The 20,989-nt window shown below is 69.4% G+C and carries 21 protein-coding genes and 3 pseudogenes; 13 read left to right on the forward strand and 11 right to left on the reverse strand.

Annotated elements, in window-relative coordinates:
* From BMG523DRAFT_RS18625 to BMG523DRAFT_RS18635, 3 genes are all read right to left on the reverse strand, one after another.
* The coding region (locus BMG523DRAFT_RS18625) for a hypothetical protein (protein ID WP_051623943.1) at window positions 1-1,073 on the reverse strand (1,073 nt) is incomplete at its 3' end.
* Window positions 1,070-1,489 carry a hypothetical protein gene (locus BMG523DRAFT_RS18630; RefSeq protein ID WP_023841996.1) on the reverse strand — a complete coding sequence of 140 codons (420 nt, stop codon included), beginning with the start codon at window positions 1,487-1,489 and terminating at the stop codon, window positions 1,070-1,072. The genes BMG523DRAFT_RS18625 and BMG523DRAFT_RS18630, both read right to left, overlap by 4 nt.
* Window positions 1,490-1,619: 130 nt before the next feature.
* Window positions 1,620-2,012, reverse strand: coding sequence for a hypothetical protein (locus BMG523DRAFT_RS18635; protein ID WP_043591791.1), 393 nt, complete (start codon window positions 2,010-2,012; stop codon window positions 1,620-1,622).
* A 490-nt stretch (window positions 2,013-2,502) separates the two neighbouring features.
* On the opposite strand from BMG523DRAFT_RS18635, the gene BMG523DRAFT_RS18640 reads away from it, so the two are divergent.
* Window positions 2,503-2,823 (forward strand): DUF6166 domain-containing protein, encoded by a 321-nt coding sequence (locus BMG523DRAFT_RS18640; protein ID WP_139341565.1) that lies wholly within the window; start codon window positions 2,503-2,505, stop codon window positions 2,821-2,823.
* A 622-nt stretch (window positions 2,824-3,445) separates the two neighbouring features.
* Here BMG523DRAFT_RS18640 and BMG523DRAFT_RS26670 read toward each other — a convergent pair.
* The 3 genes and pseudogenes from BMG523DRAFT_RS26670 to BMG523DRAFT_RS18650 form a co-directional block, all read right to left on the reverse strand.
* Window positions 3,446-3,658: pseudogene (locus BMG523DRAFT_RS26670) on the reverse strand (DnaB-like helicase C-terminal domain-containing protein); the annotation flags it as partial.
* 189 nt (window positions 3,659-3,847) lie between these two features.
* Window positions 3,848-4,258: pseudogene (locus tag BMG523DRAFT_RS26675) on the reverse strand (phospholipase D-like domain-containing protein); the annotation flags it as partial.
* Between the two features lie 130 nt (window positions 4,259-4,388).
* Window positions 4,389-5,558 carry a methyltransferase domain-containing protein gene (locus BMG523DRAFT_RS18650; protein ID WP_023841991.1) on the reverse strand — a complete coding sequence of 390 codons (1,170 nt, stop codon included), beginning with the start codon at window positions 5,556-5,558 and terminating at the stop codon, window positions 4,389-4,391.
* 241 nt (window positions 5,559-5,799) lie between these two features.
* Between BMG523DRAFT_RS18650 and BMG523DRAFT_RS18655 the strand changes: the two genes are divergently transcribed.
* Window positions 5,800-7,299 (forward strand): Eco57I restriction-modification methylase domain-containing protein, encoded by a 1,500-nt coding sequence (locus BMG523DRAFT_RS18655; RefSeq protein WP_051623946.1) that lies wholly within the window; start codon window positions 5,800-5,802, stop codon window positions 7,297-7,299.
* Window positions 7,296-8,237 (forward strand): BsuBI/PstI family type II restriction endonuclease, encoded by a 942-nt coding sequence (locus BMG523DRAFT_RS18660; RefSeq protein WP_043591793.1) that lies wholly within the window; start codon window positions 7,296-7,298, stop codon window positions 8,235-8,237. The genes BMG523DRAFT_RS18655 and BMG523DRAFT_RS18660 overlap by 4 nt, the downstream gene beginning before the upstream one ends.
* Window positions 8,238-8,426: 189 nt before the next feature.
* On the opposite strand, the gene BMG523DRAFT_RS18665 is transcribed toward BMG523DRAFT_RS18660, so the two are convergent.
* From BMG523DRAFT_RS18665 to BMG523DRAFT_RS18675, 3 genes are all read right to left on the reverse strand, one after another.
* Complete coding sequence (locus tag BMG523DRAFT_RS18665; RefSeq protein ID WP_023841987.1) at window positions 8,427-9,206, reverse strand: aminoglycoside 6-adenylyltransferase; 780 nt, start codon at window positions 9,204-9,206, stop codon at window positions 8,427-8,429.
* 291 nt (window positions 9,207-9,497) lie between these two features.
* The gene (locus tag BMG523DRAFT_RS18670; protein WP_023841986.1) at window positions 9,498-9,710 is read right to left on the reverse strand and encodes a DUF397 domain-containing protein; all 213 of its coding nucleotides are present in this window, start codon (window positions 9,708-9,710) and stop codon (window positions 9,498-9,500) included.
* 4 nt (window positions 9,711-9,714) lie between these two features.
* Window positions 9,715-10,566, reverse strand: a complete 852-nt coding sequence (locus BMG523DRAFT_RS18675; protein WP_023841985.1) for a helix-turn-helix transcriptional regulator — start codon at window positions 10,564-10,566, stop codon at window positions 9,715-9,717.
* 271 nt (window positions 10,567-10,837) lie between these two features.
* Here BMG523DRAFT_RS18675 and BMG523DRAFT_RS18680 point away from each other — a divergent pair, with 271 nt between their 5' ends.
* Window positions 10,838-11,917 carry an NAD-dependent epimerase/dehydratase family protein gene (locus BMG523DRAFT_RS18680; RefSeq protein WP_083494874.1) on the forward strand — a complete coding sequence of 360 codons (1,080 nt, stop codon included), beginning with the start codon at window positions 10,838-10,840 and terminating at the stop codon, window positions 11,915-11,917.
* Here the strand turns inward: BMG523DRAFT_RS18680 and BMG523DRAFT_RS18685 are convergent.
* Window positions 11,883-13,442, reverse strand: a complete 1,560-nt coding sequence (locus BMG523DRAFT_RS18685) for a helix-turn-helix transcriptional regulator (RefSeq protein ID WP_134351158.1) — start codon at window positions 13,440-13,442, stop codon at window positions 11,883-11,885. The two genes, BMG523DRAFT_RS18680 and BMG523DRAFT_RS18685, sit on opposite strands and share 35 nt — an antisense overlap.
* Before the next feature lie 289 nt (window positions 13,443-13,731).
* Between BMG523DRAFT_RS18685 and BMG523DRAFT_RS18690 the strand changes: the two genes are divergently transcribed.
* The 4 genes and pseudogenes from BMG523DRAFT_RS18690 to BMG523DRAFT_RS18705 form a co-directional block, all read left to right on the forward strand.
* Complete coding sequence (locus tag BMG523DRAFT_RS18690; protein WP_023841982.1) at window positions 13,732-14,661, forward strand: phosphotransferase family protein; 930 nt, start codon at window positions 13,732-13,734, stop codon at window positions 14,659-14,661.
* Window positions 14,658-15,317: a bifunctional 2-polyprenyl-6-hydroxyphenol methylase/3-demethylubiquinol 3-O-methyltransferase UbiG gene (locus BMG523DRAFT_RS18695; protein ID WP_043591794.1), complete on the forward strand. Its 660-nt coding sequence runs from the start codon at window positions 14,658-14,660 to the stop codon at window positions 15,315-15,317. The genes BMG523DRAFT_RS18690 and BMG523DRAFT_RS18695 overlap by 4 nt, the downstream gene beginning before the upstream one ends.
* A 121-nt stretch (window positions 15,318-15,438) precedes the next feature.
* Window positions 15,439-16,143 carry an ATP-binding protein gene (locus BMG523DRAFT_RS18700; protein WP_023841980.1) on the forward strand — a complete coding sequence of 235 codons (705 nt, stop codon included), beginning with the start codon at window positions 15,439-15,441 and terminating at the stop codon, window positions 16,141-16,143.
* Window positions 16,144-16,252: 109 nt separating this feature from the next.
* Window positions 16,253-16,465: pseudogene (locus tag BMG523DRAFT_RS18705) on the forward strand (SAM-dependent methyltransferase); the annotation flags it as partial.
* A gap of 80 nt (window positions 16,466-16,545) precedes the next feature.
* Here BMG523DRAFT_RS18705 and BMG523DRAFT_RS18710 read toward each other — a convergent pair.
* Window positions 16,546-16,752: a hypothetical protein gene (locus tag BMG523DRAFT_RS18710; RefSeq protein WP_023841978.1), complete on the reverse strand. Its 207-nt coding sequence runs from the start codon at window positions 16,750-16,752 to the stop codon at window positions 16,546-16,548.
* A gap of 625 nt (window positions 16,753-17,377) precedes the next feature.
* On the opposite strand from BMG523DRAFT_RS18710, the gene BMG523DRAFT_RS18720 reads away from it, so the two are divergent.
* From BMG523DRAFT_RS18720 to BMG523DRAFT_RS18740, 5 genes are all read left to right on the forward strand, one after another.
* Window positions 17,378-17,674, forward strand: coding sequence for a hypothetical protein (locus BMG523DRAFT_RS18720; RefSeq protein ID WP_023841976.1), 297 nt, complete (start codon window positions 17,378-17,380; stop codon window positions 17,672-17,674).
* The gene (locus tag BMG523DRAFT_RS18725) at window positions 17,674-18,009 is read left to right on the forward strand and encodes a hypothetical protein (protein WP_023841975.1); all 336 of its coding nucleotides are present in this window, start codon (window positions 17,674-17,676) and stop codon (window positions 18,007-18,009) included. Before BMG523DRAFT_RS18720 ends, BMG523DRAFT_RS18725 begins: the two co-directional genes overlap by 1 nt.
* Before the next feature lie 698 nt (window positions 18,010-18,707).
* Window positions 18,708-19,946 carry a helix-turn-helix domain-containing protein gene (locus tag BMG523DRAFT_RS18730; RefSeq protein WP_023841974.1) on the forward strand — a complete coding sequence of 413 codons (1,239 nt, stop codon included), beginning with the start codon at window positions 18,708-18,710 and terminating at the stop codon, window positions 19,944-19,946.
* Between the two features lie 291 nt (window positions 19,947-20,237).
* Window positions 20,238-20,564, forward strand: coding sequence for a DUF397 domain-containing protein (locus tag BMG523DRAFT_RS18735; RefSeq protein ID WP_023841973.1), 327 nt, complete (start codon window positions 20,238-20,240; stop codon window positions 20,562-20,564).
* Window positions 20,557-20,829, forward strand: a complete 273-nt coding sequence (locus BMG523DRAFT_RS18740; protein WP_043591795.1) for a hypothetical protein — start codon at window positions 20,557-20,559, stop codon at window positions 20,827-20,829. The genes BMG523DRAFT_RS18735 and BMG523DRAFT_RS18740 overlap by 8 nt, the downstream gene beginning before the upstream one ends.
* Window positions 20,830-20,989: the final 160 nt, after the last annotated feature.

Raw genomic sequence — 20,989 nt, forward strand, 5'->3', positions numbered from 1 at the left:
GTCGGGGTCGTCATCGTGAAGGCGGCCGCGGCGGTCAGGTCGTGGGCGGCGGCGAGCGCCAGGGCGCCCGCAGCCGCCGGGTCGGGCGGGCTGTCGGTGGCGTCGGTCGCAGCCTTCGCCGCGGCAGCGAGCGCGCGCCGCTGGGCGCGGCCCGGGAACGCCACGCCCAGCTGCCTGATGGCCGCCGGCTCCGGGCCGCCCGGGTCCGGGGCGCCGGGGGTTTCGGCCCAGCGGGCGCGTAGCTGGGGAAGGGTGAGGTGCTGCGCGAGCCGGCCGCCGCCGTACCAGACCGGCTTGCCTTCGGCGGTGAGATCGCCGGGCAGGGCGACCGCGTAGCCGGTGACGGTCTTGGGGTCAACGCTGCTGTACCGCAGCCGGACCTCCACCCCGGCCTTGCGCAGCGCGGCGAAGAACTCCCCCTCGCCGGCCGCGCTGGTCGCCGCGGCCTCGACCGAGCGGCGCAGCGTGACGCGGGCGGGTATGGCCGAGCCGGCGCGGGCGGCTTTCTCGGCCTCCGCGCGGGTCGGCTGCCGGTCGCCGGTCCGGTTGCGTGGCGCGGTGGTGCGCAGGCCGTAGCGGGCCTCGGCGGCGCGGCAGGCCTCGCCGACCCGGTAGTAGTCGCCGCGGGCCGCGACGGCTCGCCCGTCGAGGCCGACGAGGAACGCGGCGATGTGGATGTGGTCGTCGGCGTGCCGCACGGCCACCCAGCGGCAGCCGGTACCGAGCTCGTCGACGAGCCCAGCGCGGGTCACCATGTCGGTGGCGATCTGCGACCACTCGTCGCCGGTAAGACGGCGGTCTTCGGGGGCAGCACGGACCGAGACATGCCAGACCGGCTTGGCTTGTTTGCGGCTGCCGGTGAGCAGGTCCAGATCGGTCAGCCGTTCGCCGAGCTCGGAGACGTCACGTCGGCCGTTTGGGCGGGTGGGCGGTTCGAGGAACGCGGAGGACTCCGGGCCGCCGGCGTAGCTGGCGACCACATGCGGATCGGTGTGCTCGTTGGCCTGGCCCGGGCCGAACAGGTACCGCAGCAGCCGGCCGGCCCCACGGCCGCGCTGCACCTTCGCGATCACCGGCGGCGGTACTCGGCGACCAGGACATCGACCCGGCGGGCCACGACATTCGTCAGCTCGACCGCCTCCGCCAGACCCGCCGGCATCGGACCGCCCCGACTGCGATGCCACAGCTTGACCGACTGGTTGACGAGGTTCCCGTACTGACGCAGCAGGACGCTGGCATCCACCCACGCCTCCAGCAGCGCCCGATCCACACCCACCACCGCCGGCATCGGCACCACCACCGGCGCCGGGTCGGCCTGGTCCGCCAGGCGCAGGCCCGCCTCGACGAGGTAGCCACCGAGACGCAGCCCGACTCGGGCAGCCGCCGCCTCCAGCTTTTCCCGCTCGTCTGGCGTCATCCTCGCGCTGGCCTTGTCGGTGCGGACCTGCGCCGCATGGCGCCGCCACCGACCCGTCGCCCGCTCACCCATCCCCGGCCTCCAGCCGCGTTCTGACCGTGCACGGTCGGAACGATCGACCTCGGGCTCCGCGTTCCGACAAGTCGGACGAAACGGAGAAGTCGGACTTCTACGCCTAACTTGCTCCCCGCACGCCAGTCGATCAAGATGCTGGCGGCGGGGTCGTGGCTCCAACTCGGAATGTACGTCCCAGCGCAGAGGCCCACTCGTCCGCGGCACCGTAGTCATCGGGTCTCGGCCGGCTCTCGGGCCACAGGCGGTCGCGGATCTGACGAACCCGCAGCGCATGCTCACGAGCAAACCGGTCGCCGCCAGGGGACCGCGCGGCGGCGTTGTCGAGCGCGGCGGCCAGGCCGTCGAGAAGCGCGACCGCGTCCAGAATTTCTGCGTGCAGCGGCGCCGCCGAACCGCGGACCCTCGGCGCATGCTCTCGTGAGGCGACTGCTTGACGCGCCGCGCGGAGCCCCAGGTGCGCGTAGGTCAAAGCAACAGCGGCGATAAGGGCGACCACGACATCGAGCACGATCCAGGCCATCCCTCGATGCTGGCGACCAGTCGTCCACCCGTCAGCCGGTTCGGCCCTCCGCTTACGTCCGTAGGCGTGATCAGTCGTGTCAAGTCACCGATCCGTCCGTGCCGGCGCACGCCTCGACAATCGCTTCGACGATGGCGCAGAGGCGGTTAACCGTGCGTCAAGGCCACAGAAGCCAGCCAACGGATCGGACGGCGCGTTGGGTGCGAGGCGGGACGAGCCGTCACGATTGGCGCTCAACTGTCCGAATTTGGATACATGACGCAGGCAGTCCGCTACTGTGTGATCCCGTCGACGCGCGGGGGTGGAGATGGGCTACCAGGAACGGACCTACCACGGCCTTCAAGGGCGCGCCGCAAGGCCGACCGTCTCCCGTGTGACCGGACGCTGGGCGCGACGAGGCGCACTCGCTGAGGACTCAGACGAGTGGCACCCGAGCCGAGTGCTCGTCGAAGTGCCGGCGAGCGGTCCCACAGCGCGCGAGAAGACCGAGGTGCTGCGCCTGCTGTCCCCGCCCGAGGAGTGTGACTTCGGCTGGGGCTACAACGGCCACGGCACCAGCCATACGGCGGCGGCGGTGCTCGCCGACGCGCTCGACGTCGATATCGAGACCATCGCGTTCGTGGGCTCGCGGCCCGACGAGACCCTGGCGGACCTCCGCGAGGATTTCTGCGCCGAGGTGCTGACCGACCTGTGCGACGAGTGGCGACTCAACCGGCGCGCGATTCTGCGCTGGACTGTCGGCTGGTACGCCAAGTACGGCCTGACGAAGGCGCCGCCGATCCTGATCGACCCCGAGTGGACAGGCGAGTAGGTCACAGGAAACGAGACGGAGACTCACGTGGCTTACGTGATTCGTCACAACCCTTCGCTCATCCTTGGCACCTGGCCCGGGTGCGACCCCGAGAATCGTCTCCAAAACGGCTTCCAGACCCATACGGTTCCTACCTACTGGGTGCTGTCCGGCCCAGGCAGCCAAACGAGTCGCACCTACTGCCGGGCTTGCGCCACGCCGGCCATCCTTGCGGCGATCAAGCTCGAAGACATGCGGCCCGAGTACCAGCCGAGAGGATAGGACTCCGATGGTCCCCCAGCGGCCTCTTGCCCTTGCAGCGCCGCGCTGTGCAGCTCACCCACTCTGCGGCCGCATCACCGAGGCACTGCCCAGCTCAGAGCCCGCCGTGGCGCCACCGCCATATCCGGCGCATCGCCCGAGGCTCGATGCCCGGGGGGAACTCCAGCACCGGCAGCACTCCGCCAAGTCATTCACGGCGACATGCACCAACGTGGTGCCCACCCCAACTCCGGCTCCCGACCGGTTCGCACCCGGACAGGTTGCCCAAACCGCGACGAACCGCCATCGCCGCTTTCATTTCATGTCGACGAAGCGGCTGTAGTTCCCTTGGAAGGCGACCGTGATCGTGCCGGTCGGGCCGGTGCTTGATGGAAGCCGAGCGGGCAATGTCGAGACACAGCATCGACTTCCCCAGGGCCGGCCGGCCGCCGATGACGATGACCTGCCCGGGATGCAGGCCGTTCGTCAGCTCGTCGAGATCCGCAAAGCCGGTCGGGACGCCGATCAGCGTGCCGTCGCGGGCTTCGATGGCCTCGATCTCCTCAAGGGCGGGATTGATCAGGTCGCCAAGCGGCTGGGCTGGTGGCAGCTTCGGCGTGCCGGTGACCCGGGTCGTGGCCCGCGCGACCCGCGGTGCGTTGAGCACGACCTGGTCGAGAGTCGTCTCGGTGATCCGCCGGGCCGGCCGGTCGGTGTCTGCCCACGCCCGGATCGCGGCGAGCACCTCCCCGCAGGGAGCGTCCGGCGTGACCCGGGTGTCCAGCACGATCGCGGACTCGTGGTTGCCGCGTAGCCCGGAAAGGGTCAGGTTCGCCGACCCCACCAGCGCCGTCTGCGTGCCGTCGGTCCGGCGGACGTAGTAGCTCTTGGCGTGCATCATCGCCCGGTCGTCGTCGACGAGTACCAGCGTCGCCCGTGTGCCGTGCGGCTCGAACAACCGGGTGAAGGCGGCGAGGTCGCCAGCCGTGACCTGGTCCTCCCGGGCACCGGTGACCAGGTGGGCCTCCCCACCCCGCTCCAGTAGCGCTGCCAGTTGCGGCTCGATCAGCTTCAGGCCGTGCCCGGTCAGGTAGCCGGTCCGCGCGGCGAAGACTTGCGCCTGGTCGAGCTCGGCGAGCAGCCACTGCTCGACGGTGTGATCAGGCCCGCCGACAGCGGTGTCGAGATAGCGCATAGGAAAGGCCCTTTGTCCGCGATGGGTGATGATCGCCACCGTAGACGCCCGGTCCGACAGCGCCTACCTGCTTGTCCCGACAAGTCGGGAACGCTCGGCATGCGGCCCGCGCCCGACCGGTGCCCGCGGGTCAGATGTCATGTCCCGGTGGATCTGCCGCGCGGATCGTCGCGCGCCAGGTGCCTCGAGCGAGGATGATCGCGCCGTCGGGCAGGATCAGAGCGTTCGCGCCGATCCACGGGGCCATGCCGAGGCGTAGCCAGTCGTCGCGGACCCGATCGAGGAGGTCCCACAGCCTGCGCGGGCCGCCCTGGTGGACGAGCGGCCGGTTGGCGCCGACGGCGGTGGCTCTGGCCCATGACCCGTCGGGATGGGCCAGCAGCGCAGTGTGCTGCCCGTCGGGGTCGGGCCGCAGGTAGTGGTGGGTGACGTCGACGCCGGCGGCGAGCGCGAGCATGGTCGACAGCTCCCAGGCGTCCGCGACGTTCAGGACTGGGTACCGGCCGGGGCCGACATGTTCACCTTCGCGGTTTGCGAGCTCGTCGAAGTCGGCCCAGGGCGGCGGATAGTCGGGGCCGCTACGGGTGGCCATGAAACCGGCCCAGTCTCTGGCGACCCGGCCGCGGACCTCCCCGTCCGGGTTCTTCCAGGCGGTGAGGACTATCCAGGTGCCGTGGATGGTGGTCACGAACCGGCCAGTCGGGCGCAATGCGGCGAGCCAGGACGGGGGGATCCACCGGACCGAGACCGTCGACACGAGCCGGTCGTAGCTGCCCGGTAGCTGCCCCGTCGCGTCGACTGTCTCCGCCGCCGGCTGGAGGCCGATCGCGGCGAGCCTGCTGGCCGCTGTGTCGACAAGGTAGGAGTCGACGTCGATCGTGGTCACGTGCCGCTCCCCGTAGCGGGTGGCGAGCAGCGCGGTGCCGTAGCCCGAGCCGGTGCCGACGTCGGCGATGTCGAGACCGTCGGCGAGCTGGGCGTGCTGGTACATCGAGAGCAGCAGCGATGGCTGTGTCGATGACGACGTCGGCCGGCCGACGGGCGCCCCGGCGTCCGGGCCGCTGTGGTCCGCGTGGGCCGGCCCGACCCGGGTCACGAGCGACCGGTCCGCGTAGGCATCGGCGAGCGGGCCGTGGTGCAGTCGCCACCCGGCGCCGTCCCGTTCCCACCATGCCGGCACGAAGTGGTGGCGGGGGACCGCGGCGACGACTGGGTACCAGCGGGAGCCGGGGTGGGTGGCGATATCGGCTAGCGCGCGGGCATGCGGCTGCCAGTGGTCCGTGTTCGTGGTCGTGTTCATGGCTGCCCGAACCTTCCCGCGACAGGCTCAGGCGCCAGCGCCGTCGCCCCGCGTCGGCGCGGCCTGCGCACGGTCCGTGGGCCCGTCAGCGGTGCTTCTCTGCGTCCGTCGCTCACGCCGCCGCTCCGCTACCGTGGGACAGAGAGTGTTGGTCCAGCCTTCGAGACCACGGCATGGGCGCATCTTGTGACCATGGCTGGTCGCGGTGGCCCCGCATGCCGCGTACGGCAGGATGAGCATCATGCAGAGCGACCTCCTCGACCTCGCGGAACGCAATCGGGTGTCGGCCTTGGCGGTCCTCGACCCCAAGACGCAGGAGACGCTTGGTCAGTTCTTCACCCCAGCTCGGGCAGCGTCACTGATCGCGAGCATGCCGCGGCTTCCCGATGAAGGCAGCATCAAGATCCTAGATCCCGGCGCAGGGTCGGGGATGCTGTCGGCCGCGCTCGTCGCTCGGGTGCTGGCTGAGCGGCCGAACCTGGCGGTTCACGTGGTCGCCGTCGAGTGCGACGAGGGCGTGGTGCCTCAGCTCTCGAACACCCTCGAAGCGTGCAAGATCGCAGGCGATGGGCGGGTGACGGTCGAGCTGGTTCAGGCCGACTTCATCGCGGCCTCGACCGGACTTGATGCGGATGAGCGACTTGCCGGGTTCGACCTGGTGATTCAGAACCCCCCCTACGCAAAGCTGGCCGCCTCCTCGGCCTCCCGCACAGCCGTCCGGGAGGCCGGAGCGGACGCACCGAATCTCTACGCCGCCTTCCTCGCACTCGCGGCGCGAGCACTCCGCGACGGCGGACAGCTGGTCGCGATCACGCCGCGGTCGTTCGCTAATGGGCCCTACTTCGGGACCTTCCGCTCATATCTACTCAACCAGATCGCGCTCGACCGGGTGCACGTATTCGCGTCCCGGTCAACCGTCTTCGCGGACACCGGCGTGCTACAGGAGAACGTGATCATATCCGGCACCAAGAACGGTGATCGAGAGACCGTCCTCCTGTCGGCCAGTGATGGTCACGAGGATGACGCGCAGCATCGAGAAGTGGCATATGCCGACGTCGTGCATCCTGACGACCCTCAGAGGTTCGTCCGCATCGCCACCAACGACGAGGACACCGCCATAGCCGAACGGATGATGTCGCTACCACACACCCTTGCATCGCTCGGTGTGACCATATCTACCGGCAGGGTAGTCGACTTCCGATCACTTGAGTGCCTCCACCACAGCCACGTCGACCGTGGCGTACCGCTCGTTTACCCAGGCAACGTGCGCGACGGTCTCATCTCGTGGCCGCGGGACATTCGCAAGGCCCAGTGGTTTGCGCCGATCACTGAGAAGGACGAGCGCATGCTCGTTCCCGAGGGCTGGTACTGCGTCGTGAAGCGGTTCTCATCCAAGGAGGAGCGGCGCCGCATCGTGGCTGCCGTATGGTCCCCCGAGAGCGTCCCGGGCCCTGTCGCGTTCGAGAATCACGTCAACGTCTTTCACATCAAGGGCGGGGGGCTCGACCGCGACCTCGCTTTCGGCCTCTCGATGTGGCTCAACTCCTCGCTGGTCGACAAGTTCTTCCGAACCTTCTCCGGCCACACCCAGGTCAACGCCACCGACCTCCGGGCCATGCGATTTCCCGACAGCTGGTCACTCCGACACATGGGGCACCTTGCTCCGGAGGCGCTCCCGCCGCAAGACGATATCGACGTCATCGTGGCGCAGGCGTTGAGCCCAGCTGGGGCCGCCGCATGAGCACCAACAAGATCGAAGAGGCGAGCCGCGTCCTCGAAGCTCTCGGTATGGATGCGGAGCGGTCCAACGAACGATCCGCCCTCACTCTCCTGGCTCTACTTCGCCTCCGCCCGGACGAGCCGTGGTCAACTGCCGCCGACCCGATGCTCGGAACGCGCGCCATCATGGACTGGATGCGTGACGAGTACGGCCGGAACTACGCTGCCAACACACGTGAGACCATCCGGCGGTTCACTCTCCACCAGTTCGCCGCTGCCCTGCTGGTGCAGCAGAACCCAGACCAGCCAGACCGGCCGATCAACTCGCCGAAATGGAACTACCAGGTCACGCCGCAAGCGCTTGCCGTGATCCAGAAGTATGACACGCCAGAGTTTGACGACGCCGTCACGGACTACCTCGCGACTGTGCCAGGGCTGAAAGCGCAGTATGCGGCTGCCAGAGAGATGAACCGCATCCCCGTGACGCTCCCGCATGGCGAGCCTTTTACGCTCTCTCCTGGCGGGCAGAACGTTCTGATCAAGCAGATGGTAGAGGAGTTCTGCCCGCGGTTCACTCCCGGCGGCGAAGTGTTATACGTCGGTGACGCCGACGCCAAGTGGGCATACTTTGAAGCCGACCGGCTCGCTGCCCTCGGCGTCGCTGTTGACGAGCACGGCAAGATGCCTGACCTGGTGGTCTACCTGCCGGGTCGAGACTGGCTCGTTCTGATGGAGGCCGCGTCGTCTCACGGACCGGTCGACGCCAAGCGCCACAGAGAACTTGCCTCGCTGTTCGCGGACGCCACACCCGGCCTGGTCTACGTCTCCTGCTTTCCCGATCGACGCGAGATGAAGAAATACCTTCATCAGATCGCCTGGGAGACCGAGGTTTGGTGCGCCGAGGACTCAACCCATCTGATCCACTTCAACGGCGAACGCTTTCTGGGCCCATACGACTAGCCGATGAGCCTCGGACGCTCGCCGCGTGCCCCAGATACGTGCAGTAGGTTCCCTGTGATCTTCCAATCGGTGTCGAGCTGTCAGCGGCTTCCCTGGCTGTATGTCAGTAGGCGCAGTGCTGATTTACCAGGTTCGGGTGGCAGTTCTGGCGTCGGCTCGGCGTGGCGTGATCGTGGACGTAGGACCTGATCAGGCACCGGTGATTTCGAGGTCCGGGCCTCGGGCGGTGCAATCGACATGGGTGAGCATGGCCAGGAGTGGTTCGTGACCACCAGTCAGTGCTTGGTCCCACTGGCCAACCAGCTCGTCGAGCATGTGGGTGTACGAGCGGATGGCCACGGTGATGCCGGTCACCGTGTAGGGCGCCGGAACGCCTGCGGCTCGCTGGGCCCAGGTGTCCCACTTCGCGTCGCCGTGACGATGGTGGTTGGTGCCGGCGTCGCGGTCGCGCAGCAGCATCGCGGCGACGAGGACGTGCCTGGCCAGCTGGAGCGTGAGGTGAGCACCGATGAGCATGTCTCCGCGGGCTGCCTTGACCGCGGCCAGGACCGCGTCGAACCGATAGCGGTTGACCAATGTCTCCATAGGGTCGCCCTCGGACGGCGGTGAGGTGGCCGTCTGGCCTTGCGGCTGGTCGCTGGCGGGCGTCCTGACGGTGATGTCCAGCCGTCGTAGGTCGCGGAAGACCAGGCGCGTCACGTGCTTGGTCGAGGCCTCGTTCTCGTCGCAGGCGAACAGCGGCGGCATCTCGCGGAGAAGGCGTTCGACGACTCCGTGAGCGACGCGCCGCGGGTCGTCGGTCACCACCACGAGGTCCAGATCAGACCAGCAGTCCAGATCTCGGGCCGGACCGGCCGCCGAACCGTGAACGTGAACGTCCCGGACCCGAGGATCCCGGCGGGCAAGATCCTCCAGCATCGGCAGAAGGTCCGCCTGCCAGCCGGCAGGTGGAAGTGGAACCTCGTGCACCGTTACGTCCTCCTCACAAGAAGCCGGTCGCGATGAGCCTGACTCTCGCCGCTACCAACGCGCCGGCGTACGACGGCTGGCTCCGTCCGGTTGTCGGCCAGCGCCTCGACGACCACCGACCCACGACCGCCCCCGCCGCAGCGCGCGTCGTGGGCTCCGTATGCCCGGCGAATCCACCGTCAGCCTGCTCCGAGCGCCGCGAGGCGGCCCACGTCTACCCCGATCGGCTTCCAGTTGCCGGCCAGTGGAAGATCCGCTTGAGAAGTGGAAGATCGTCGCGGGAGCCTACGGCTAGTGATCGAACTCGCCGTCGCGCACGCCCGCGACGAACGCTCGCCACTCAGCATCGCTGAAGAACAGGGCAGCGCCGTCAGGGTCCTTGCTGTCCCGGACAGCACGGCCGCCGTCGGGAAGGGCCGCCACCTCGACGCATTGGGTCTTGTCGCCGCTGTGCGTCGACTTCACCCACACCAAGCGCGAGCCGTCAGCGGTCAGGGGCGCCATGTCGTCATCGCCTTCTCTCGAGCTCTTCGGCAAGGTCAGCTATGACGGCGCACGACGCTGCGGGGCTTAGTGCCAGGGACGCGAGAGCATCGCGCGCCGCGGCGAACGGCGCGGTGTCGGCGACCTCGTCCACGAACGTGCCCGCGCCGCGGTGTTCCAGATGCACGACGGGGCGCGCCCGGTCGAACTCGAAGAGCACGAACGACCCGGTCGTGCCGGGATGGGCGCCGAGGTCGACGGGCAGAACCCGCAGCGTTATCGATGGTCGTGCCGCGACAGCGATCAGGTAGCGCAGCTGGGCGGCCAACACCGCCGCTCCACCGACGGGACGGCGTAGTACGCCCTCGTCGAGCAGCACCTGTAGCACGGGCGGATCAGAACGGCTCAGGATGGCCTGCCGCCCGAGCCGCGCCGCGACCCGACCCTCTGCGTCGTGGGGAGTAAGGCCCGCGCTGGCCATGACCCCGCGGATGTAGTCCGGGGTCTGGAGCAGCCCGGGGACCAACAGCATCTCGACGTTCGTGATTCGGTTCGCCTGGGACTCGAACCCGATCAGCGCGGTGAGGCCCGGGGGCAGTCCGGGCCCGCCGGACGCCCACCAGTCGGGCCGGTCAGCCTCGCGGGCCTGTTCGAGGAGCCGTTCACGGCCGGGGCCTGTGACTTTGTAAACGACGAGCAGCGAGGCGACGTCTTCGACGCTGATTCCGCGCAGCCCGTTCTCCAGCCGGCTAAGCGTGCTGGCCGACCAGCCCAGTCTCTCTGCGACGGCGCGGCTGGTCAGGTTGCGCGCGACGCGCAGATCCCGGAGTTCAGCGCCGAGCCCTCGTGCGCGGACGGATGGCGGTCGCCGAGGCATTTCGCTCCCCTCCTGGGTGCTCGTGGTCGGCTCACCGGCCGACGGCGTCGGCACGCTGGTGGGCAAAGGCGAGGTCCCCGAGCGACTCCAAACTGATGCCGAGCCGCGGACCGCTCTCGCGTCAGGACACCGGCCCCGCGAGCGCCTGGGAAGACTGCAACTGCCAGGGGCAGGCACCCCTGGCCGCAGCGGCGGCGCGGTAAGCGTGACGAGGCCCACCGGAAACGCAAAGGCATGGCGGACGGCGTGATCCGGCAGGCAGCATCTGGATATGCGTGTTCTGCTGCTCGGCGGTACCTGGTTTCTCGGTCGGGCGGCAGCGGGCGAGATCCTGGCGCGCGGCTGGGAGCTGACCGTCTTCACGCGCGGCCGGTCGGGCGCGGCGCCGGCGGGCGCGGTCGCTGTCACCGGGGACCGGACGAGCCCGGCTGACCTCGCCGCTCTCGCGAAACGCGGCCCCTGGGATGTCGTTATCGACACGTCGGCCACGGACATCGCGCCGCGGGACGTTCTCACCTCGGCCACGCTGCTCGAACCGGTGGCCGGTGCCTACGTCTTCGTGTCGACGGTCAACGTGTACCGGGATTGGCCAAACGAGCCGCTCGACGAAAGCTCGGAGCTGCTGGACGCCCCTGCCGACGCCGACGCCGACTTCGGCCGTCTCCCAGCGGACTGGACGGGCCCGGACTGGTACTACGGGCGGCAGAAGGCCGGCGCGGAGAAGGCGGTCCGTGAGACCTTCGGGGACCGCAGGTCCGTGGTCTTACGGCCGGGCGTCATCCTGGGGCCGGGCGAATATGTCGGACGCCTGCCGTGGTGGCTCAGCCGGGCTGCCCGCGGCGGCATCATCCTGGGCCCGGGCGATCCGGCTCGCCGTATTCAGCCGGTCGACGTCCGCGATCTGGCGATGTTCGCCCTCGACCTGGCCGCCGCCGGGCAAAGCGGTAACTACAACGTCACCGCGCCGGGCGACGAGACCTTCGGCGACCTCCTGGACGCCTGCGTCGAGGTGACCGGCCGGCAGGGCGTCGTCGAGTGGGTCGCCGACGAGCTACTCCTGAGCGCCGGTGTGCGGCAGTGGACGGAGCTGCCGCTGTGGCGCACGAGCGCTGGTGTGTGGGCTGTCGACTCGTCAGCGGCGCGAGCCGCGGGCCTGTCGACGCGGCCGATCCGTGAGACCGTGCGCGACACCTGGCTGTGGATGCAGGCTGGCGGTCGTCCGGTGGAGCATCCTCGGTGGCGCGAGCACGGGATCTCCCCCGAGGCCGAGGCGGAGGTGCTGCGCTCGTCCCGGCTGCCGACGCCGCGGGAAGAGCTCAGCTCTCCGCCGTCGGCGCGGCAGGGCGGCTGAGGTCGGCCGGTGCGGGCGCCATCGCCGCCCAGTCCTCGATCGCGTCACCGTAGCCCCGCAGCGCCCCTGCCTGAGCGAGGTCCGGCGTAAGGAGCCGTAGGCGGACGGATTTCACTCGCTGCACCAGCCCATTGCCACGCCAGGAGACCGGGAGCGCCAGGACCGCGTCGAGCGCGGCGGCGGCCCCGTCGGCGTCGCGCTGGACGAGGCGAGCGTTCGCCAGGTCGGCTTGAGCCTGCGCGACGATCATCGGTGGACGTTGCTCGCCGGGGAGGTCCGTGTACCGGTCCAGGGCGGCCTGGGCATAGGTGCCGGCGGCTACGGCGTCGCCGAGGAGAAGGGCTGTCGAGGCGTTGCTCATGAGCGCCCGCTCGATGCTCATGCCGAATTCGCCGTCGACGTCGTGCAGGTCATCGTGCTCCGACGGATCGTCGAGCGCTTCCGCCTCGGCCATCGCTGCCCGCGCGTTGGCCGCGTCGCCCAGATGCCCCCAGGCGCGGGCGGCGATGACGGCGATCCGGCGGCGTCCCACCGTGCCGACGCCCGGCGCCTCCGCCGCGGCCAGGGCATGGCGTAGGCCCTCGGCCGGGCGGCCCTGCCAGTAGGCGACGTAGGCCAGGGTGCCGCGAGCGAACGCCTGCAACGGGCCGAACTCGATCGTCTGCCCGTAGAGCGCAGCGGTGCGGGCGAACTGCGCGGCGGGCCGCAACAGTGCCAGGTCGAAGCACGCGGAGCCGCAGAGCGCCGCAGCCTCCCCGGCGAGCAGGTAGAGGCGTGCGAGCTGGCGGGGCGCCTGCGTCCGTTCGAGCGACCTCTGCGCGGCTTCCAGCAGCGCCTGCGCCTGCTGATAGGCGTCGGGAAGCGTGACCGCGCCGTAGTTCGTCGCCAGATACCGAAGATCCTCGTCTAGCTGGTCGATCTTCAGGTCCGGGAGAGCGCGGGCCGCGGCTTCGGAGGCGTGCTCGGCGGCCTTCCGCGCCTTCATCTCCACGCCGCCTTCGGACAGCGCGGACGGGCCTGCTTCGTACACCGCATGGAGATCGTTCCTCCCTGCCACGACCTGGGGAGCGATCCGGGCCGGCCGGGCCGCGCCAGCGGTGGCCGAAGGCGGATCCGAGTCGACGATGACGACACGACCCGCGGCCACCGATGAGGCCGGCGGGTTCCACCCCATGATGTCGGCCTCGTCGCCGAGCGCCAACACCGGCTGGACCTCGCGGGGATCCACGATCAGATCGGGGTCGGCGCGCGGCGGGAGAAGGCCGAATCTGCGCGCCTTTCGCTCCCTATCAGCCTGCTCGCGTAGGGCGGTGACCCGGCCGCCGGCGTCCAACGCCCTGTCGAGCGCCTGAGCAAGGCCCTCCGAAGGGACGTTGTGGCCGTTGACGGCTTCGGCGATCTGCTGACGTCGGTAACCGATCTGCCGAGACAGCTCGCTGTTGTTGGTCCCCTTGCTCGCGATGAGCTGGCGCAGCAGGTTGGACAGCTCGGCGAGTGCGCCGTCCGGCTCTCCCTCGGCAGGCACGGCGCCCACCTCCCCGTCGTCACGCCACGCCGTCGATGCCCCCGCTGGGGGCAGTCAGCGCCCCTGCCTGTTGCGGCCTGTGCAGGAACTTGCGCCGAGTGTGTCATGGATGCGACGGAAGCGGCACCAGTGAGTACGAGATTGCTCGCAGGTGGTGCGCATCCTCTTCGCGAGGACGCCCTGTCGCGCCTCCGTTGGAACGAGGGCCAGCCATGCCCGGCATTCAGCCGGGCCTGCTGAGCCTCCCAGGTGGCGGCGTCTACTCGTTCGCCGGAGTGAAGGGTCGTCGATGGTGATGGATGAGTCCGAACCGTTGCTGGCCGCTCTCATGGTGGAGATGGCGGCGACGGGCCTGCCTGCGCGGACCTCGATCCGTGCGTGGGTGCTCTCGTCGGTCGAGCGGGTGAGTATCCCCGGGGGCGGGACCGCGATCTTCAAGCATGCGCGGGAGCCGTTCACCGGTGAAGCCGACGTCCTGCAGCATCTGCAGGCGCAGGGTCTCCCAATTCCGCGGATCCTGGCGGAGGTCCGCCGTGAGCATGACCTCGGGATGCTCCTGGAGGATCTCGGCGAGCCGGTGCGCGACGCGACGGAGGCGGACGGAGCCGCGGCCGCCGTGACGGTCCACGCGGGGACACCTCCGGCAGGGCTTACGACCCTCGACCGCGCCGCCCTGGCCGCTCTCCCCGGTCGGGCACGGGCGAGCTTGGACGTGCTGCGTGCCCGTGGCCGGTGGGTCGACGCGGCCGGTCTCGACAAGCTCCTCGAACGTCTCGCCGGCGTCGCCTTCGACCTGGCTGACGGCGCCGAGACCCCCCCGTTCGGGCTGTGCCATTCGGAGTTCCATCCGACGAGCGTGCACATCGGCCTATCAGGGTGGCGGCTGCTCGACTGGGCGCGGGCCTTCGTCGGCCCGGGCCTGCTCGATCTCGCCTCCTGGCAGGGAACCACCGGCCCCGCCGATCTGACCGCCCTGCAACGCCTCATCCAGTCCTACATCCGCGCCGGCGGCACGCCCGAGGCCGCGACCCCACGGGCCGGGCTGCCGGCCGCGGCGTGGGCGATGGGCTGGCACCGCCTCTGGATCATCAGCTGGTACCTGGAGCAGGCGACCACATGGATCAACGACCCGTCACAGGACCCCTTTGTCGAGAGCGTCGTCCGGCGGCATTTGAACGAGGCGGCGCTGTTCCTGGGGGTGACTATGCCCTCGCCGTGAACGTGCCCTCATGGGACCGGCACGGCCGAGCCAAGATCGCCGCCGATGGGTTGAACACCCGGCCGGCGCGACACCGGTTCCGGTGGACACGGACTTGCGACGGCGACGCGGACCCTGGAGCCGAGCTTCTTGGCGAGGTGGCCGGGCGGCGGGTCATCGAGCTGGGTTGCGGCGCCGGCGACAACCTCGCCCACCTCGTCGAACGGGGCGCCCGCGGTGTGGGCCTGGACCCGGCGCGCAGCCAGATCCTCCGTGCCCGGGCCCGCTGGCCGGAGCCGCTGTTCCACCACGTCGACGCGGCCCGCTACCTGGCCAGCTGCGCGAAAGCGGACACGATCTTCAGCACCTACGGCGCGCTGGGCCTCTACCCGACCGCACCACTGCTCGCACTGATCTGCCAGGCGCTCCGGCTCGGTGGGCTGCTCGCGGCTTCCGCGCCGCTCGGCTCCGGCACAGACGTCGGCAGCCGATACACGGTGCGACTCTCGGACGGCGGAACCGCGCCGGTGATCCGTTTCGATCACACGCCCGACGGCTGGCGGGACCTGCTCACCGCCGCCGGGTTCGCAGACGTCGAGATCACGGTCGTCGAAGAGTCCGCCGCCCCGAACACCGTGATCCTGCGAGCCCGCCGCCCCGAACACCACCACCGCTAGGCCCTCCGCCCCGCGCACGGTCGCGGAGCCCTTGAACGGCCGCCCGACCCGGGGCCTGCACCGTCTTTCCCCGATGCCCCGGGCCGGGCGGTCCACCACCAGATGGAGAGGAAGGAGAACGATGCCGAGTGACCTGCCCTCGAAGGCTGTGCGCCCGGTCGCCGCCCGTGTCCCCGCGACGGCGGCCTCGGTGCCGCGCCTGCGTCGGGACGCCGTGCTGGTGCTGACTGCCTGGCAGGTCCCGCCCGGCACTATCGAGGCTGCCGCCCTGGCCGTCACCGAGCTCAGCGCCAACGCCATCACGGCCGGAACCGGCGATGACATCGCGATCCGACTCAGCGCCGCCCTCGACCACGTCCTGATCGAAATCTGGAACAACGGCACCACCGGTCAGCCCCAGCGCCAGCAGCCCACGGCCGACGACGAGCACGGTCGCGGCCTGCTTCTCGTCGACGCCCTCGCCGAGAACTGGGGGGCTTATGCCACGCCGTCCGGAGGAACGGTGGCCTGGGCGCGGATCGCTGGCGGCACCGTCGTGATCGAGCCTTCCCCGCACGAGGCGCCGCTGGCCGGCCGCGTACCCACCGCCTACCCGGAGCCCGCCCGGCCGGTCGTGTTCCGGACGGACGAGGAGACGCTGCGCCGCGTCGCCGACCGTCTCCGAGCCCTCGATACCTGGCACGACACCCCGGCCCTGTCCTCCGCCGGCCTGGTGCCCGTCTCCCCGACCCAGCCCTCGGCCGGCACCCGCGGCGCGGCGACCCCGCCACCCACACCGCGCACCGGGCGGGCCCCATTCGCAGCCCGCGCCGCCATCCCCTGCTGACGAGGAGCGGCACGTCATGCCCCCACTACCGCCCGACCCCGACGCGACCGGCAGCCCCTCCCTCCAGGCCCTCGTCAACGGCCTCGGCGACGTCGGATTCGTCGAGCCCGTGGATCTGAACACCGACCAGGCCCACCCGGCGCGGATGTACGACTACTACCTGGGCGGGAAGACCCACTTCCCGGCGGACCGTGAAGCCGCGGACAGGGCGCTGGCCGCGTTCCCGAACCTGCGGATCACCGCCCAGGAGAACAGGGCGTTCCTGCGCCGTGCCGTGGCGATGCTCGCCCGGATGGGCGTCACCCAGTTCCTCGACATCGGCGCGCACTAACTTCGCGAGGTACACCGAAAGATGTGACCTAGATCACTTCCTTAAGTGCAACGACTCGGCATGGCTGGGGTCTAGGGCTGCGGCTGGTTCTTGGCGGCTGCCGGTCGGTACTGCGTGATCCATGTCTCGACGTCGGCGGGTTGCCAGAGACGGACCGTACCTTGATCGATATGCGGTGCGGGGAAGTCTGGGCGGTGGGAAAGCTGGCGGGCACGCTCGGCCGTGATGCCGAGGCGTCGTCCAATATCGCCCGTCGTCCACAGGTCGTTCTCGCCCATGGGCTACAGCCTATTGGGGCACCCCAAGCATCTCGCTACTCTTGGGGTGCCCCAATAGGCGGCCCTGGCGGTGAGCTCCTACCCTCTCCGCCAGGGCCTTGATCTCGCACCCTCCTGGAAGGGAACGTGACCTATGCCCATGATCTCAGATGGTGAGTCTCGGCTGCCGGACAGCATGCGTTCGGATCTTAGTGTGGTGCTGATGGCGCATCCGGCGGAACCTCCGGCAGTCGAGATGCCGCCGGTCATACCGGGTTTCCAGGTCCGTCGGCCGGTACTCGTGTTTCCGGGCGGCATGCGGGTCTGTGTCGACGCTATGAGCACGGATCGTGAGGCGGCTACCTGGTGGGCCGATCTGGCGGTACAGGCTACGTATGCGTCCATCTGGCACGGCAACCGATCGGAAGACGAGCGAGAGATCACAAAGAGCGAGTAACGCAAGACCCGCGACCGTGCGGCGGCCGGTGACCTCGCCTGGGGTTGCCGGCCGTTCGCCGTTTCCGGCCTTCAACAACCTATACAAAGTTTGCGATGATGTAGGTACAGCAACGAAAGCGGCCCGACCGGTGCGGGAACACCGATCCGGGCCTGAGTCCCACAACCTGCCAGACCAGGAGCGGAACCTATGTTTACTATGCCAGATGATCCGGTGCGGCAGAGCGCCTACCTCGTTGATCAGTTGATTGTCAGGGTGCGTGAGGCGCTGGCATTGGTGGCGGCTGAGCTGGACGACGGTCCGCTTGCCGGTCCGCCCGGGAACCTCGTACCTCGCGCCGCGGCGTCGGCGCTGCGTGACCTGTCCGCGATGATCGGCGTCGTGACGAGTACGAACAGCCTCGCGGTCCTTGATGCGATGTGGTTCGGTCTGCTTGAGGCGTCGGACGGCGTGTCGGCTTGCCGCGCATCCGGCGAGGATGCGTGATGCCGGGGCTGGCGCGGGCGTTGAACTTCGTTCGTCAGGACGTCAGCGTGACCGAGCGGGATGATCAGCGAGCGGTGTTCGCTGCGGCATGCTCGGCACGGGCCTGGCAGGCCGGTGGGACGGTCTACCAGACCGCTGACAGGCTGCATGAGTGGGCGGCGGTCGTCCGGCTCGTCCACTCCGGCGCCTACGACCGGTTGGCCACCACTGAAGCGGGGCGGATGGCGGTACTGGGCATGCTGCGCCGCACGGGGATCCGCGTCCTTGCAGTATGTGACGGCGTGGATACGGGCGATCCGGTGGGCTGCGCTCTCGTCGACTCGCTGTTCACCTAAGAAATGATCAGGATCGGGTCGGGTGGCTGCAACGCCACCCGACCCGGTTTTTGATCTTTCACGGACCCCGGGCTGAGCTGATCTCCTCCGTCGGTCGGGCGGCTGCGCCCTACGTCGGGTTCTTCCGGCCGGGCAAGGGCGCCGACGGCCCGTACCATGCTGGGTGCGGCGCGTCCCTTGCCCGGCTGGGAGGTTCCGGCGTAGCCCCTCGGGGGTCCGGGCGGCGGAGGCGATCAGCGGACGTACGCGGCCCCTCCCCCTCCTCCAGAGTGAGGGCCGGGGTTTGGGGCGGAGCCCCAACAACCAGCAGCGGCACCGTCCTCGCGGACGTCGCGCGGCTCCTGGAGCACCGGCGCGGACCAGCGGCACTCTCACCGCCGATCGTCACGGACCCTCTGGCGGGGGGTCTGACGCTCCGACGCGCCGACGGGCCGACGCGCCCACGGGGCGACGCTCCGGCCGGGGTGCCGACCGGAGGGAGGCGGGACCCCGGCCGGGTGCGGCGATCCCGTAGGCGCGGCACGCACGGCGACGCGCGGCGCGTGCGCCAGGTCACACGCGGCGGCCGAAGGCCGCCCTTGAAAAAGAAGGAAGAGAACATTGGCGACGATCTTTGTATGGTCTGTTTGTGCAGGTCGGTGAGTTGCGCTGTAGGTGCACGTACCCTGATTACGGGCACGTTCGGGGAGGGGTGCGGAGTGGTGGACGATCCGGGCGCTCGTCTTCGGGCTCTCCGGCTGCGGCGTGGCTTCTCTCAAGAGGGGTTGGCCGACGAGGCTGGGTTGAGCGTGTCGACGGTGCGGAAGATCGAGCAGGGTGGAAGCGCGCGGATCGAGACGCTGCGCACGTTGGCCCGTGCGCTGGATACGGAGACGTCGTCGCTGTTCGGGGCACGTTCACCTGGGCCAGTGACTGATGCAACGGAAGACGAGAAGCTGAATCTGCTGCCGCTACGCCAGGTTCTCACGCCTGCTGTCGGCCTCGTCGGCGTTTCGCGGTCACCGGTAGGTGGATCGGCACAGGAGTCGCAGTCTCGGCTTCGAGATGCGCTGTCAAACGCGATCAGGGTCTACCAGTCCGACGACTTCGGCGCTGTGGCTGCGATGCTGCCGGTGATGATCGAGGAAAGTCACGGGCTTGTCGATGGTGCGGAGAATGAGGGTGATCGTCGGGAGGCGGCGCGGCTGCGGGCGGAGATTTTCCAGGTCGCGGGCTGGTTTCTGACTCAGGTACGTCAATACGATCTTGCCTATGCGGCGATTCGTGACGCGATGCGGGATGCTCTCGATTCCGGGGATCGGCTGACGGCTGCGGCGGGTGCTATCTCACAGTCCTGGCTGTTTGTGCGTCAGGGGCGGTTCGATGACGCGGAGCGGCTTGCTCGCGAGACGGCGTCGCGGGTGGAGCCGCGCCTGTCGGTGGCGAGTGATGCGGAGCTGTCGGCGTGGGGATGGTTGTTGCTGCGTGGTTCGGCGGCGGCGGTGCGGAACAATCGAGTCGATGCGTCGGATGACTTTTTGTCGCTTGCCGAGGTTGCCGCGTCCAGGATCACCGGGTCGGGGATTACTGGCCGGCACCATCAGTATTTCACGACGTTCAATCCGAATGTCGTGCGGATGAAGCGGGCTGAGGCGCTGATCATCGCTGATGATCCGCGTGGGGTGCTGCGCATAGCGGAGGATGTCCGCGACGGCGCAGGGAAGCGGCGGCGGTCGGACAACTACAACCGTCATCTACTCGATGTGGCCGCTGCGCATGCAGCGCTTCGTGACTTCGGGGATGCGGTCGGTGTGCTGACGCTGCTGCTTCGTACCGCGCCGGAATGGCTGCGACACCAGCGCAAGGGTAAGGACGTCCTGAGTACGGTTCTGCTTTCCCGGAAGCGAAGGCTGAGTTCGGAGCTACGCGAGCTTGCCGACTTCATGCAGGTCCAGTAGATCGTCCAACTACCACGGGGCGTGGTAGTTGGACGTGGCGTGTCAGGTGAACTACTGCGTTACGCGACTCGTTCCGATTGCCGGTTGGCGTTAGGTTCTTCGCATGGCCTCCGGGGCTGGTTGAGATAGGGAATCGGTTCTCTGTTTCCCGGCCTCGGGGTGCCTTTTCATCACTCCTACTGTCCGGAGAACCTATGACCTGGCGATCCTGTGTCATCGGCAAATGGGGACTGCCCGTCTATGAAGACAGCGACCACCGTGTCGCGATCACGTCGGAGGGGGGTCCTGGCCGTGGGCCGGTGGGAGGACGAGCATTTTGCCCGGTTGGAGTGTGAGGTGCCGGTGCGGGGCCGGGATCGTCTGGCCTGGTGGCGGACGGCGCGGGCCGGCCTGGGGGCGGTGGAGGTGGCCGCGGTGCCGGTCGGCGTGCTCGGGCTGCTGGATGCCCCGGGGGTAGCGGTGCGGCACGGCCGGATCCCGGCGGGGGCGGGGTTGCTGTTCGAAGCCGGGGAGTGGGCGGTGTTCCTGGCCGGGGTGGGTCGCGGTGAGTTCGGGTTCGCCCGGTTAGCGGCGTTGCCGGTTCCCCCGGCTGCCGGGGCGGGGGCCGGTGATGGGTGAGCAGGCCTGCGTCGGGGATGGGACGGGGTCGGGCTGGTCGGAGGCATGGTCACGGATCCTGGCCGGCACGGGTGGGCGTGAGGCGGCCACGGTGTGGGTGGTGGCGGTGGTCGACGGGCCGGACCGGGACGTGGACGGGGTGGTCGGCTACTTCGCCACCCCCCGGGACGCGGACCGGCATGCCTGTGCCCATGGGTATGGGGAGTGGCTGGTGGTGCCGGCGTTGGTGCTGCACCGGCCGGATGATCCGGTGGTGGTCCTGTGACCGGGGGGTGGCCGTTGCTGGTCCTGGACGGCGACGGCGTACTGATCACCAGNTTTCCGCGGGCGGAGTTCGACCGGGCGCACCGGTGGGCGCATGCCCGGGCCGGGGAACCGGTGGTGGAACTGCCCATTCTGGTGGAAGACCTGCTGGTACGGGTGAC

Source organism: Frankia sp. BMG5.23 (assembly GCF_000685765.2).
GTDB lineage: Bacteria > Actinomycetota > Actinomycetes > Frankiales > Frankiaceae > Frankia > Frankia casuarinae.

Coding starts and splice junctions, on each gene's coding strand:
- BMG523DRAFT_RS18630 (WP_023841996.1), bottom strand. CDS start 1,489: ATGGGTGAGCGGGCGACGGGTCGGTGGCGGCGCCATGCGGCGCAGGTC.
- BMG523DRAFT_RS18635 (WP_043591791.1), bottom strand. CDS start 2,012: ATGGCCTGGATCGTGCTCGATGTCGTGGTCGCCCTTATCGCCGCTGTT.
- BMG523DRAFT_RS18650 (WP_023841991.1), bottom strand. CDS start 5,558: ATGAACACGACCACGAACACGGACCACTGGCAGCCGCATGCCCGCGCG.
- BMG523DRAFT_RS18655 (WP_051623946.1), top strand. CDS start 5,800: ATGCAGAGCGACCTCCTCGACCTCGCGGAACGCAATCGGGTGTCGGCC.
- BMG523DRAFT_RS18660 (WP_043591793.1), top strand. CDS start 7,296: ATGAGCACCAACAAGATCGAAGAGGCGAGCCGCGTCCTCGAAGCTCTC.
- BMG523DRAFT_RS18670 (WP_023841986.1), bottom strand. CDS start 9,710: ATGGCGCCCCTGACCGCTGACGGCTCGCGCTTGGTGTGGGTGAAGTCG.
- BMG523DRAFT_RS18675 (WP_023841985.1), bottom strand. CDS start 10,566: ATGCCTCGGCGACCGCCATCCGTCCGCGCACGAGGGCTCGGCGCTGAA.
- BMG523DRAFT_RS18680 (WP_083494874.1), top strand. CDS start 10,838: ATGCGTGTTCTGCTGCTCGGCGGTACCTGGTTTCTCGGTCGGGCGGCA.
- BMG523DRAFT_RS18690 (WP_023841982.1), top strand. CDS start 13,732: ATGGTGATGGATGAGTCCGAACCGTTGCTGGCCGCTCTCATGGTGGAG.
- BMG523DRAFT_RS18700 (WP_023841980.1), top strand. CDS start 15,439: ATGCCGAGTGACCTGCCCTCGAAGGCTGTGCGCCCGGTCGCCGCCCGT.
- BMG523DRAFT_RS18710 (WP_023841978.1), bottom strand. CDS start 16,752: ATGGGCGAGAACGACCTGTGGACGACGGGCGATATTGGACGACGCCTC.
- BMG523DRAFT_RS18720 (WP_023841976.1), top strand. CDS start 17,378: ATGTTTACTATGCCAGATGATCCGGTGCGGCAGAGCGCCTACCTCGTT.
- BMG523DRAFT_RS18725 (WP_023841975.1), top strand. CDS start 17,674: ATGCCGGGGCTGGCGCGGGCGTTGAACTTCGTTCGTCAGGACGTCAGC.
- BMG523DRAFT_RS18740 (WP_043591795.1), top strand. CDS start 20,557: ATGGGTGAGCAGGCCTGCGTCGGGGATGGGACGGGGTCGGGCTGGTCG.